The 12,318-nt window shown below is 69.3% G+C and carries 10 protein-coding genes and 1 pseudogene; 1 reads left to right on the top strand and 10 read right to left on the bottom strand.

Going from position 1 to position 12,318, the window contains the following annotated elements:
• From QE494_RS17460 to QE494_RS17435, 6 genes are all read right to left on the bottom strand, one after another.
• On the bottom strand, positions 1 to 846 hold an 846-nt coding region (locus QE494_RS17460), incomplete at its 3' end, for a glutathione S-transferase family protein (protein ID WP_300045518.1).
• A gap of 2 nt (positions 847 to 848) precedes the next feature.
• A complete protein-coding gene (locus tag QE494_RS17455) occupies positions 849 to 1,805 on the bottom strand; it encodes a haloalkane dehalogenase (RefSeq protein ID WP_300045516.1) in 957 nt (318 codons plus the stop codon).
• Positions 1,806 to 1,814: 9 nt separating this feature from the next.
• Positions 1,815 to 2,888: an MBL fold metallo-hydrolase gene (locus QE494_RS17450; RefSeq protein WP_300045514.1), complete on the bottom strand. Its 1,074-nt coding sequence runs from the start codon at positions 2,886 to 2,888 to the stop codon at positions 1,815 to 1,817.
• A 10-nt stretch (positions 2,889 to 2,898) separates the two neighbouring features.
• Complete coding sequence (locus tag QE494_RS17445) at positions 2,899 to 4,146, bottom strand: hypothetical protein (protein ID WP_300045512.1); 1,248 nt, start codon at positions 4,144 to 4,146, stop codon at positions 2,899 to 2,901.
• On the bottom strand, positions 4,143 to 6,005 hold the full coding sequence (locus QE494_RS17440) for an arylsulfatase (RefSeq protein WP_300045509.1): 1,863 nt from the start codon (positions 6,003 to 6,005) through the stop codon (positions 4,143 to 4,145). The genes QE494_RS17445 and QE494_RS17440 overlap by 4 nt, the downstream gene beginning before the upstream one ends.
• Positions 6,002 to 7,627 (bottom strand): DsbA family protein, encoded by a 1,626-nt coding sequence (locus tag QE494_RS17435; protein ID WP_300045507.1) that lies wholly within the window; start codon positions 7,625 to 7,627, stop codon positions 6,002 to 6,004. The genes QE494_RS17440 and QE494_RS17435 overlap by 4 nt, the downstream gene beginning before the upstream one ends.
• A gap of 354 nt (positions 7,628 to 7,981) precedes the next feature.
• Between QE494_RS17435 and QE494_RS17430 the strand changes: the two genes are divergently transcribed.
• Positions 7,982 to 8,593 (top strand): TetR/AcrR family transcriptional regulator, encoded by a 612-nt coding sequence (locus QE494_RS17430; protein WP_300045520.1) that lies wholly within the window; start codon positions 7,982 to 7,984, stop codon positions 8,591 to 8,593.
• A gap of 12 nt (positions 8,594 to 8,605) precedes the next feature.
• On the opposite strand, the gene QE494_RS17425 is transcribed toward QE494_RS17430, so the two are convergent.
• The 4 genes and pseudogenes from QE494_RS17425 to QE494_RS17410 all read right to left on the bottom strand — a co-directional run.
• Positions 8,606 to 9,463 carry a sterol desaturase family protein gene (locus QE494_RS17425; protein WP_300045505.1) on the bottom strand — a complete coding sequence of 286 codons (858 nt, stop codon included), beginning with the start codon at positions 9,461 to 9,463 and terminating at the stop codon, positions 8,606 to 8,608.
• Positions 9,464 to 9,493: 30 nt separating this feature from the next.
• Positions 9,494 to 10,948: a DUF1254 domain-containing protein gene (locus QE494_RS17420; protein ID WP_300045503.1), complete on the bottom strand. Its 1,455-nt coding sequence runs from the start codon at positions 10,946 to 10,948 to the stop codon at positions 9,494 to 9,496.
• Positions 10,945 to 12,075, bottom strand: coding sequence for an SUMF1/EgtB/PvdO family nonheme iron enzyme (locus QE494_RS17415; protein ID WP_300045501.1), 1,131 nt, complete (start codon positions 12,073 to 12,075; stop codon positions 10,945 to 10,947). Before QE494_RS17415 ends, QE494_RS17420 begins: the two co-directional genes overlap by 4 nt.
• A pseudogene (locus QE494_RS17410) lies at positions 12,050 to 12,318 on the bottom strand (hypothetical protein); the annotation flags it as partial. The gene QE494_RS17415 and the pseudogene QE494_RS17410, both read right to left, overlap by 26 nt.

Here is a 12,318-nt window from a genome sequence, read left to right as displayed (position 1 = left end):
CTCGGCGAGCACCTGATTGATTTCGGCGGCGATGCCGTCGAACCAGGGCACGCACTCCTGCACCACCTGCTGCACGATGGGCAACAAGGTCGGCGGGATCTCGTCGTCCGGAAAGAGCGGGCCCATGCGGCGGTCGGCCGGGTTGGCCATGCGATCTATCCAGGCGCGCAGGTGCGGGTAGCGGGCCACCATCTCGCGCTTGGGCCATGGGTCACGGCCCAGGTGGCCGTACATGGTGCCCACCAGACCGAAGTCGGCCAGCGTAGGGCGCCCGCCCAGCAGGTAAGAGTGGGCGGCGAAGTGCGTGTCCAGTTGGGCCATCATCGCGTGGGCCCAGGCCTCCAGCACGCCGTTCTGCTCGGGGCGAATACCCACCGCCGGCAGCATGGCGCGCAGGTGGTTGGCGACGTGGTCCACCGCCTTGTGCTGGAGCGCGCGCGGAAAGCCCGGCAGCAGCGCCCGGCCGGCATCGTGCTGGAACAGGGCGAAGTTCTCCGGGTAACTCCAGCGTGTGTGCATGGCGATCGGCATCCACCATTCGTCGGCCCAGGCCTCCAGCAGGTAGGCCAGCCAGCGTTGCCAGGGCGTGTCCGGCACCACCGAGCGCTCGGGGATCTGGGCCTCGATGCGCTCGATGATGAGGTGCGTGTCCTGGATCCACTCGTTGTCCGGCGTGCGCAGGACCGGCATCACCCTGACCCCGGTCTTGCGCGGGATGCGCCACATCAGGGTGGGCAGGTTCACTTCCTGGTCGACGAAGGGCAGGCGCTTGTACTTCAGGTAGCAGCGGGCCTTGCCGGCGAAGTAGGACAGGTGCCAGCCATAAAGAATGTGGGTGCGGGGCATTGTTAAGCCTCCGCACGCACGAATTCGACCAGCGCCTGCGCCACCTCGGGCCCGCAGTCCTCCTGCAGGAAGTGGCCGCCGCCCTCGATCTTGCGATGGGCCTGGCCCTGGGCGCCGGGCACCCGTGTCTGGAACACGCGCCAGATGCCGCGTGTGATCGGGTCCCGGTTGCTAAAAAGGGTGAGAAAGGGCTTGTGCCAGTTCTCCAGCACCTGCCAGGCGGCTTCGTTGGCGGCGCGCTCGGGGTTGTCGGGCGTGATCGGCACGAGGGACGGAAAGGCACGGGCCCCGGCCTTGTGACGGCGGGTGGGAAAAGGCGCGTCATAGGCACGCCGTGCGTCGGCGGACAAGCCCCTGGCGCAGCCGGTGGCGACGATGCGGCCGATAGGAAAGAGCGGGCTATAGCGGGAGAAGGCGCGCCACAGGTGGAAGGCGCGCGGAATCTTTTCGGTGCCGGTGGGCAGGCCGCCATTGCCGAGGGCGATGCGGGCAAAGCGCTCGGGCGCGGCGCAGGCCATGCGCAGACCAATGAGGGAGCCCCAGTCCTGGCAGAACAGGGTGATGCCCCGCAGGTCCATGGCCTCTAGCCAGGCGTTCATCCAGGCTACGTGGTGGGCATAGGTGTAGTCCTCGCGGCGCACCGGCTTGTCCGAGCGCCCCAGGCCCACCAGGTCGGGCGCGACCACACGGCAGCCGGCCGCCACCAGCGTCGGGATCATCGAGCGATACAGGTAGCCCCAGGTCGGCTCGCCGTGCATCAGCAGCACCACCGGGCCATCACGCGGTCCCTCGTCAATGCAAGCCATACGCAGGCCGCCCACTGTCTGGTAGTGGGGCGCGTAGGGGAAGTCAGTCAGGCCTTCGAAGCAGGACTCGGGCGTGCGCAGCACCGGCCCGGTGAGGTGGGGCAGCGGTGGATGGAGCAGGGAGGCGTCGGGCACAGACGGAGTAGCAGTCATGCGCAAAGCTCAGAACCGGCGGGTGACCCGGATTTCCTGCGTGCCCGCGGGCAGGGACAGAAAGTCGCCGTCCCTGGCAACACGCACTGGCCCGCCAAACACCTTCGGTGCCTGGCCCAGGAAATAGCCCTCCAGCCCCGGCAAGGGCGGAATGGTCGGGACGATGTGGTTGAGGAGCAGGTAGCGCACGCCCGCGTCGCGGGCGGTCTCGGCGGCCTCGACCGGCGAGGCGTGGTAGTCCTTGATGTCGTCGAAGAGCTTGACCATCCGGTCGCGGCCGCTGGCCTTGGCGCCGTCGCGCAGCACGTCCACCATCGGTGCCGACAGCGCCTCATGGACCAAGAGGTCGACGCCGCGGGCAGCGGCCAGCACCGCGGGTGACTTGCGGGTGTCGCCGCTCAGGACCAGGCTGCGGTCCTTGTAACGGATCTTGTAGCCCACCGAGGGGTGCACGGGGTCATGCTGCACCGGAAAGGCGCTGATCTCCAGGTCGCCCTCCTTGAGCAGCACCGTGGTCTCGCCGCCCTTGAAAGCCCGGGCCGTCGCGCCGAAGCCGCTGGCAGGCACGGTGGCGTCACCGTGGTGCTCGACCCGGTAGCCGCGGTCGAGTTTGTAGGCCTGCACAAAGCCGGCCACCACCTGCTCCACCCCCTCGGGGCCCGTCACCACCGGTGGGCGCGTGTGGCCGCCCTGGATCCAGCGTTGGAGCAGTAGCTCGCCCAGGCCGTCGATGTGGTCGGAGTGGAAGTGGGTGAGGAAGACGCCCTCGACCTGGCCGGCGAGAAAGCCCAGCTTGCCGATGTTGCGCGCCGATCCGCTGCCGGCATCAAAGACGAACAGGCGCTTGCCCGCCAGCACTGCGGTGCAGGGGCCCAGGCGCAGGTCGTCTGGGAAGGGTGAGCCAGCGCCGCACACGCCCACATGCAGTCCGTCGGGCAACTGAGTGGCCAGGTCGACACCAAGATGGGCGCGCACCACCCGCGAGGCGATGGCCAGCGAAATTTGGGTGCGGGCCAGCCAGGCGCCGGCGGCGATCACGCCCAGAAGCAGGAGGGCGATGAGGAGCGAGCGTCGGAGTTTCATGTGCGGGGTCTCAGTTGTCGGTGACATGCAGGCGGGCGATACGGTCCATGGAGCACCAGTACAGGTCGCGGTCCCATCCCGGGGAGGGGAAGACCACGCCCTGCATGCGGCCGCCGGTGGCGACCCGGGCCTTCTCGCGTCCGGTGGTGATGTCAAGCACCACCACCTGCTCTGACATGCCCTGGTGGTCATTGGTCACCACCTCGCCACTGTCCTCATAGAGCAGCATGTGGCTGGCGCAGCCCAGGCCGGGGCGCTCCCAGCGCGGGCGAAGTTCGCCGCCGGGCAACAGGTCCCAGGCGCGCAGGAAGGCGTTGCCAGAGTCGTAGCCCAGGACGATGCCGCGGCGAACGTCCACCAGCGGCGGGTTGGTCACGCAGCCGCCGGGCAGCCCGCTCACCTCCCAGGCGCCGTGGTCGCGAGCGTCGCGCAGCGACACCCGCAGCAGCCGGTTGGCGCTGAAGCGCCTGCCGGCGCCGCGCATTGTCCAGAGGTAGCCGTGGTCGCCGTTGTCCATGAACCAGGCATCCGTTTCGGTCAGCACCAAGTCCCAGGCGAAGCTGTTCGGGGTGCCGGCGAGGTAGTCCCAGCGCCATCCGGTGTCGGGCCGCAGCCGGGCACTGGCGGCGTCCCAGTGGTAGCGCATGACGCTGTGCATGCCGGCGACATACACGGTGTCGCCCTGGGCGCTCAGGCGTGCGACGCTGGGCTCGGGGCAGAGCACGGGCGGGCCGATCGGGTCCAGCGTGCGCGGATTCAGCACCGTCAGGCGCGCGGGCTGGGTGCGGGAAAGGTTCTTGGTGACCAGCGCGCCACCGGGCAGGGTGACGAAGCCGTTGTAGGGGTCCTGGCCTGACAGTTGTCGACTGCCCAGGGGCTGGCAGTGGCGGTCGAGCCGGTGCACATGGTTGCCGTAGACGATGTGCAAATCGCCGCTGGAATGCAGTGCCATGCTTCCCGGCCACAGGGGGCCGCCCGCCAGCCGGGGCGAACGCTCCAACGTCTTGAGCGTGACGGGGTCGATGCGCTCGACCTGAGCCGTGGTGGCCAGCCCCAGGCGCCCCCGCAGGGCGGAGTGGGTCAGGAGGTAGACCTCGCCCGGCGCGCCCCGCACCACCATCGTTGACAGCCAGGTGCGGCGGGCGTGGACCTGCAGACGCGGTGCCCCCGATGCGTCTGCGCCTTCGTGGTTGCCGAGCAGGCGGCCAGGCACCTGCTGGAGGCGCGCGGGTCCACCGTCCTCGGCGTGCCAGTTCATTTGCGGCGCCGCCACCATAGCCATCCGCCCGTGAGGAGCAGCGCGAGCAGCGCCAGCGCCGGCCACTGAAAGCGCGGGACGTAGACATTGAGAAGGGCGTTGATCTCCACCTGGCGCACCGGGTCGTAGCCGGGGGGCATGGGGAGCACGCCGTGGCTGCGGGCGTAGGCCTGGTAGTCGGCCTGCATCGCCTGGAACAGGTCAGGCATCTCGGCGCTGAGGTCGCGCGTCTCGCCCGGGTCGCGGACGATGTCGAACAGACGCCACTGCTGGTCGCCCATGGGCGGCAAATTGCGCACCAGCTTGAAATTGCCTTTGAACAGCGCGGCGTTGCCCGAGAGCTCGTAGCCCACCGGCTCATGGGGCGTACGCACCTGGTCGGACTGACCGAGCAACACCGGCAGCAAACTGCGCCCGGCCAGTGGCTCGACAGGCTTGCCGCGGTAGCTGCTGCCAGGGTGGGGCACGCCAGCCAGCGCGAGCAGGGTCGGCGCAATGTCGGTGGCGTGGGTGAATGTCGGGTGAATACGGTCTGTCTTCATGCCCGGTACACCCGAGATAACCAGAGGTACCCGGATGCCGCCTTCAGTGGCGTAGAACTTGTAGCCGGCGAGCGGTGCCGCTGCGGTGCTGGCCCAATGCGGTCCGATGACGCCGTAGGTGTCGGGTCCGCCGAGATTGGCGATGTCGCCCCGGTACTGCCACCGCAACCACAGCCGACCGCTCAGAACGCTGTAGGGGTCGGAGCCCTCGGCGCCGTTGTCCGAGAGAAAAACGAAGACGGTGCGCTCGTATTCGCCGATCTCCTTCAGATACGCGATGAGCCGGCCGATGTGGTGGTCCATCGCCTCGGCCATGCCGGCATAGACCTCCATGTGGCGGGCGCGCAGCGCGCGCTCGGCGGGCGGCAGACTCGACCAGTCGGGCGTGCCTGGCGTGGCGGCCAGGGGCGTGCCCGGCGGGATGATGCCCAATGCCTTGGCGCGGTCGCGCCGGGCCTGGCGCAGTGCGGTCCAGCCGGCGTCGTAGCGGCCACGGTACTTGGCGATGAACTCGGGGGGCGCCTGCACCGGCAGGTGGTTGGCTTGGAAGGGCAGGTAAAGGAAGAAGGGGCGGTCGCGGCGCGGGGCGCTGCTGTTCGAGGCGAGACCGGGCGCTGCCTGGTCGGCCCGTAGCCAGCCCATGAGCCGGTCGACGAAATACTCGGAGGAGTAGTAACGCTCGGGCATCTTCGCCGGCTTGCCGTTTTCGAACCAGTCGACCTTGTCCGCCAAATCCAGATAGCGCTGGGCGGTGTACCAGTTGTCAGAGCCGCTGTCGCCCTGTACCAGCGAGCGATCGAAGCCGCGCTGGTCGGGCAGGTTGTGCGGCTCCTTGCCCACATGCCACTTGCCGGCCACGTAAGTGCGCCAGCCCGCGTCCTGCAGCAAGGAGGCGAAGGTGACCACCCGGTCATTGAGCACGCTGAGGTAGCCGGGTTGCCCGAAGTGCTCGCGCGGAATGGTCTCGCGCATATTGCCCACGCCCGCCAGGTGGTTGTCGACACCCGTGAGCAGCATCGCGCGGGTGGGCGAGCAGGACGCCGCCACGTGGAAGTTGGTAAAGCGTGCGCCACGGCGAGCCAGCGCGTCCAGATGCGGCGTGGCGAACTCCGCGCCGAAGGAACCGAGGTCGGAAAAGCCCAGATCGTCGGCGACGATGAGGACGATGTTGGGTGGGCGCTGGGCGGAGGCCGGTGCGGCAGCCGCCGGTCGGCTTGCCGCAGCGGGTGCCGACACCGCAGGCTGCGCCAATATCGCCATCAGTGCTGCCAATGCCAGGCCTGCGTACTCGGCGACCTTGTGCTGCAAGGGCATCATGCCTGGTTCTCCTGCGATCGGGCCTGCGGCACGAGCCCGTCACGCACCAGCGCCTCGCGCATGAGGGACTCACCCATCAGGGACTCACCTATCAGGGCTTCGCGCACCTGCCAGAGCCGGTCCTGGCCCCAGGTCGAAGCGCCGGCCACGTGGAAGGACGGCACGCCCCACAGGCCCAGGTCCAGAAGCGCCTGCCGGTTGCGTTCGGCGATCTCTCGCCACCTTTCATCGGCCAGCGCCTCCCGGGCCTCGGCCCAGGGCAGCCCGGCGGCTTCCACGATGGCGCGCAGCCCCTTGTCGCTGCCGGCGTCCAAGCCCTCGGACCAGACGCCTTGCATGAACGCCAGCAAGTAGGCTTCGGCCCGGCCCTGGGTGTGGGCATAGGGAATCAGCGCCAGGCCGCGCTCGGTGGGCCGACCCACCGGGTCGTTGAGGCGTCCGAAGGGAATGCGGTGCAGCCTCGCCTCCCGGGCCGCGTCAAGGCTGATGTAGCGGCGCTTGCTTGCCGGCACTGCCAGCCCGCGCATCACCATGGGCAGCACGAAGCGCAGGCGCACCGGCGCGCCCTGCGCGCGCGCCAAGGCGAACACCCGGGGCATGACGATGGCCGAGTAGGGGCTGCGCAAGGAAAAGAAGAAGTCGATGGTGGGAGCCGACGCAGTTTGGGTGACGCTACCGCTGCCCCCAATGTTGCTGGTGCTGCCGGCGCTGACCGTCTGGCGCGTGTTGCCATCACCCTCCGCCACCGGCTCATCGAGAACCAACTGCAGCGGCGCTTCCGTGGAGCCTGCCCTCTTCGCGGATGAAAGCGCTGGTTGCAGGTCGCTGACCGAAGGCGGTGCGAGATCCTGCGGCAGGTGAGGGGCTCGGTCTGGCCCCAGGTCCGGCGCAAAGGCCAGCGTACCCGCGACGCCGGCGCGTGCTGCTCCCAGGTCCTGCAGGCGGCGTTCGAGGTGGTGCAGGCGGTCGATGCCCCAGTACCACTCGCCGCCATAGAAAAATGTGCCACCGAGGTAGTGGCCCAAGCGCTCGCGAAGGGCGTCCCCTTCTGCCAGCGCCTTGACCACATCGCGGTCCTTGGGTCTTTCGCTCACCTCGGCGGGTGAGCGGGCGTCTGTCGCAGCAGGAAACCCGGGCTTCGGAAAATTCAGAGAGCCGGGGCCATCGACAGTCGCCGTCCATAGCGCAGCGGCCAGGGCCGGCGCCGCTTCCGTGAAGTGCCCCTTGTCTATCGCTGCGAGCAGGTCTTTCGCGCAGGCCTCGGTCGCTTCGGCTGCTGGCTGATGCCCTGGGTCTGCGAAGGCCAGACCATGCCGGACGGCGAGCACGGCGGCGTCGCGCCGGCTGTAGGCCACCAGCCGCGCGCGGTCGGGCGCCGCCGCGTCGGCCGGTGGGCTCACCAGGTGCGGCAGCAGCCGGATGTCATAGCGCGCCACTAGCCCGGCCAGGGCCTGGCAGGCAAGGGCGCTGTAGGGGTCGTCGACCTGATGGAAGTAATGCACCTCGTGCGCCAGCCCGCGCGCCTGCCGGCGCCGCTCGGCTCGGGCGCGGGCTGACGCCTGCCGCTGCGGCGACAGCAGCCAACTGGAGACCAGAGGCGTGAGCAGGGTGCGAAGCGACATGGACCGGTACAGGCGTGTGGGTAGGCGCGGCGCTTCCGGTCTGCGCCGCACAATACAGTGATGTATGGCGTGGATGGTAGCGCCTTTGCCGGTGACGCTACGGCAGGATTTTCCCCATGGGCAGCGAGGCCTCGCCGAGCGGATGCCGTGCCTAGAATCAGGGCATCCTCCGTACAGTATCGCCAAGTGCCCGCGCCATCTTCCCGTCCTGCTCGCCCGTCCCGTCCCGCCAGCGGTCCCGCCCGGGGCACGGCCCACGGATCCACGGCCAAACCTGCGGTCAAACCCGCGGCCAGATCAGCCGTCAAACCGGCGAGCCAGCTGGACGCCAAGCCGCGCAAGCCGGCCGTGCAGATGCCTCAGACCGGCACTGCCCGCAAAGCCCCTGCAGCGGCGCGGCTCGGCCAGGAGGACTGGCTGCAGGCGGCCTTTCAGTCGGTGGTGGAGGGCGGCTTCGACAAGGCGCGGGTGCTGCTGCTCGCCGAGCGCCTGCGGGTCACCCGGGGCAGCTTCTACTGGCACTTCAGTGACCATGCGCAGTTGATTGAGGCGCTGCTGGCCCGCTGGCGTCTGCTGGAGCAGGAGACCCAGCAGCGGCTGATGGCCATGGAGAGCCCGGATCCGCGTGCCGACCTGGCCCAGGTGCTGGAGGCCGCCTTGGCGCATGCTGGCCCCGACCTGGAGAACATGCGGTTCGAACTGGCGCTGCGCGGCCTGGGGCGTCGCGACCCGTCGGTGGCGCGCATGCTCGCCGAGGTGGACGAAGAGCGCATGGCGCTCTTTGAGCACAAGTTCCGGCGGCTGACCCGCAGCCGCAAGAAGGCTGCCGAACTCGCCGCGCTCTTTTACCTGGCCATCGTGGGCAGCTACCAGGCCCTGAGCCGGCCCGGGGCCGACGAGTGGGTGAAGGCCCAGCTGGTAGCCTTGATTTCAGGCTACCTGGTGGACGCGCAACAAGACCTTTAGGCCTGCCGGCGCTCAGTCAAGCGGCCGGTGGCTGCCGCGCCCGAACACTGTCTCTGCGCGCTGGGACCTGCGTAGCGGAAAGGTCAGTTGGGTCAGCCAGTGTTCGGGCCCATGGCGGCGGTCATCTTGCAGGCCATACGCCGGCGGGTAGCGGCGGGTGATGCGCGCGGTTCCCAGCAACATGTCCCACACGAACAGCAGGTTGCCGTAGTTGCCGGTGTAGTGGCCAATGCCGTCGTCTTGCACCAGGGCGTGGTGCGCGAAATGGGTGGCCGGTGTGGAGATGGTGCGCTCGATGACCCAGGCCAGCGGCCGCAGCCAGGGCCGGCTGTACAGCCCCTCGTCCCAGCGAATGGCGCAGTGCGCCCCCATGATGACGGTCATCTTGACAATGGAATAGACCACATACACCCAGCCAAAGCCCAGGTGCAGCATCAGGCCCGACAGCCACAGGCCGGGCATGAGCGCGTAGTACAGCAGGTTGTTTCGGTACACGATGCGCACGCTCATGTAGGCCGCCGAATGGTGGGCCCTGTGCAGCGGCCACATGAACGAGGTGTGCGACAGACGGTGCCACAGGTACTGGGTGAAGTCATCGGCCAGCAGCAGCAGCGCCAGCATCTGCCACCAGGACCATCCGGAGAGCGCGTCGCGCCATCCTGGCACGAGCCACTGGGACACAGCGCCAGAGGCCAGCAGCACCGAGCCGGTGACACCGGGCAGGATGAAGATGGCCACCACATCGAGGCGCTTGTCCTCGCGCGTCGCCTCCGCCGGGAACAGCCTGCCGGTGGTCCACTCGGCCAGGGCGAAAGCCGCCATCACCGAGGCGACCACGAGCACCTGTGTCCACTGAGCCTGTGCGTCCATGGGGGCAATTGTCCGTCAGGCGGCGGCGGGCTAGTCGCGCACCCGCTCAATGGCCGGCATGCGCCAGCGGGCTTGCAGCGCCGCCGGTTCGGGCCAGTAAAGGCGGGCGGTGAGTTGGAAGGGCTCGCCGGCGCGGACCGGCAGCCAGTTGGCGCGCAGCGCCGGTGGCGGCGGATCGGCCTGCACCAGCAGGTCCACCGAGCCGTCGGCCTGGGTCACCAGGGGCTGGCGGCTGCCCACCGCGTGGCGGCCCTCGGGCACGTCGAGCAGGAAATCATCGGCGCCATAGGCGGTGACCGACCAGAAGGCCCGTGCTGGCGGCAGCTGCCCCGGTAGAAAGCGGATGCGATAGCGTTGCGCGCCGTCCAGGGCCCTGCCTTCAGCATCGACGCGAGCGCTGGGGTAGATCGCGTCCTCCGGCCAGTTGGCGCCCAGTCCGACCAAGGCGACCGCCGCCCGGATGTTGTAGGCGGTACCGTAACGGCCCAGCAGGTCTGGCGGTGTCTGCCAGCCCTGCACCGTGTTGCGCGGTTTGGCCACCTCCCGGCGCACCTGAAAATCGGCCAGCCAGCGGCCCAGGGCCACGCTGCGGCCGTCCAGCCAACCCCAGACGGGCGCCCGACCGGGCGCCACGCCCAGACGTTCGAGTTTCATCACCATCGGTCGGTCAGCTGCCCGCGGCGGGTTGTCCACCATCAGAGCGGACAGGCGTTGGAAGAAGTCGCCTGCAGACATTTGGCGCAGTTGTGCGAGCGGGGGCGCGCCCTTGGCCGCTGCTTGGTTGCCAGTGCCCTTGTCCCCAGGCGCCGGCGCTGCGCGGGGGGTGGCCGCGGTGGCCGATATTGCGGGTGAGCCCGCTGTGGCTAGCGGTAGAACCGCAAGCGGTTCAAGCGAAATTCCATCCTGCAGCCTGTGCACCGCAGGAAGGTCTTGCGGCCCATGGAGCTGGGTGCGGCCAATCATCCAGGCCATGCGGGTGCCCCCGCGTAGCAGCGTCATGCCTGCGGGTACCTGACCCTGCCAGCCGGGACCGGCGATCAGGTAGGTGCCACCGGCGCCGCCATGGCTGCGGGTGCCGGGCGCGGCAAAGACATCGGTCCAGGCGTCGAGCAACGAGAACACCTCGAAAGGCTCGGGATTGGCCGGCAGGCGCAGCACCCAAGGGCCTGCATCCAGGTCGATGAAGGCCGAGGTGTAGAGAAGATCGACTGTGGGACGTACCACCTCCCGGAAGGCCGCAGTGGGGGGCTGGCGGACCCGGCGCAGCGGGTCTTGCTGTGGCTGCTGGGCGGCGAACTCGGCGCGGGTCAGGTCCATCAGCACCAGGGGCAGGCCATAAAGGTAGCCCTCGGCGCCGAGCAGTATCTTTTCCCTCTGCATCCACAGCAGGCTGGCAACGGCCAGCAAGATGGCGAGCGCAGGTGCGAGCACCCAGACCGCGAGCCGGGCCAGTAGGCTGGCTTGTCGCCCCGCGTGCCCGTTCACCTCACCTCCAGGATGGTGCGAAATCCCAGGTGGCTGGTGGCCAGGTCGAGGTCCTGCGGCTGGCGGGCGCCGGCCCGGTAGCGCATGCACCAGTCGGGCGAGCACAGAAACGACCCACCTTTGATCACGCCCTGCGCCAGAGGGCCGCCGGTCGCAGCCGCCCGCGCCGCCTGCAGTGCGGGGGGAGGTGCGTCCTCGTGGCCGGGTCGCCAGGCGTCGCGGGTCCACTCCCAGACGTTGCCGATCATGTCGTGCAGACCGAGCGCGTTGCCGGCATAGCAGCCGACCGGCGCGATGCCGGCGAAGCCGTCGCTGGCCGCGTCTTCCATCGGGAAGCGCCCTTGCCAGGTGTTGGCCTGGCGTGGCTGCTCGTGCTGCGGTGTGGCCTGGTCGCGCGCCTCCCTGGCCGCCCACTCCCATTGCGCCTCGGTGGGCAGCTGCCGCCCGACCCAGCGCGCATAGGCATGGGCATCCTCGAGCGTGACCGACACCACGGGCAGGCTGCCCCGTCCCTCCAGGTGGGTGCCGGGCCCTCCCGGCTGGCGCCAGCTCGCGCCCGGCAGATAGCGCCACCACTGCAGCGGGTCGGGTGGTCCGTCGAGCTTGCGCGGCACCTGGAACACCAGCGCCCCCGGCCTGAGCAACTCGGGCGGCGCGCCGGCCAGGCGGGTGGGGTCTGGCGCGCGCTCGGCGACCGTCACATAGCCGGTGGCAGCGACGAAGCGGGCGAACTGATCGTTGCTCACCTCGGTGCGGTCCATCCAGAAGCCCGCGAGCTGCACCGGCTTGCCACCCGCCTCTTCGGGGTAGACGCTGTCACCAGGTGTCAGGCGACCGGCCGGGACCCAAACCATGCCCTCGGGCGCGTCGGGCCGCTGGGCGGCCAGAGGCGGCAGGGCGCAGGCGATGCGTGAGGCATTGGTGTTGTTCTTGCCCGTCATCCCATGCTCGCCGAGCTTGGGACCGGTGCCGGGCAGGCCCCAGTCCCGCCACCCTGGCATCCAGCCTGCGGCCACCGCCACGGCCACGACCATGGCGAGCCCGCCGGCCAGTGCGGCGGTCACCCCCAGGGCGCGTGGGACCGCCCGCCTGCGCCGGGGCTCAGTTGATCCAGAAGACATGTTCATCTTGCCGCGTGTGTGGCTGCTCTAGGGTCTTGTCGATGAAGATCGGGACCTCGATGAACGACGGCCACAGCGGCGCGGGCATGCCTTGGTGGTGCTGGGCGAGACGGGTCTTCATATCGGCCAGGCGTTGCGGCTGCTCCTGTGCCAGGTTGCGGCGCTCGGTTGGATCCGCGGCCAGGTGGAAAAGAAAGTCCTTGCGCGGCCGGCTGGCGGAAATGAGCTTCCAGCCGTCTTCCTGCATCG

The sequence above is a fragment of the Ramlibacter sp. genome (assembly GCF_029866045.1).
Taxonomy (GTDB): domain Bacteria; phylum Pseudomonadota; class Gammaproteobacteria; order Burkholderiales; family Burkholderiaceae_C; genus Ramlibacter.
The sequence above is the reverse complement of the archived record's forward strand: the minus strand, read 5'-3'. Positions and strand labels throughout refer to the sequence as shown.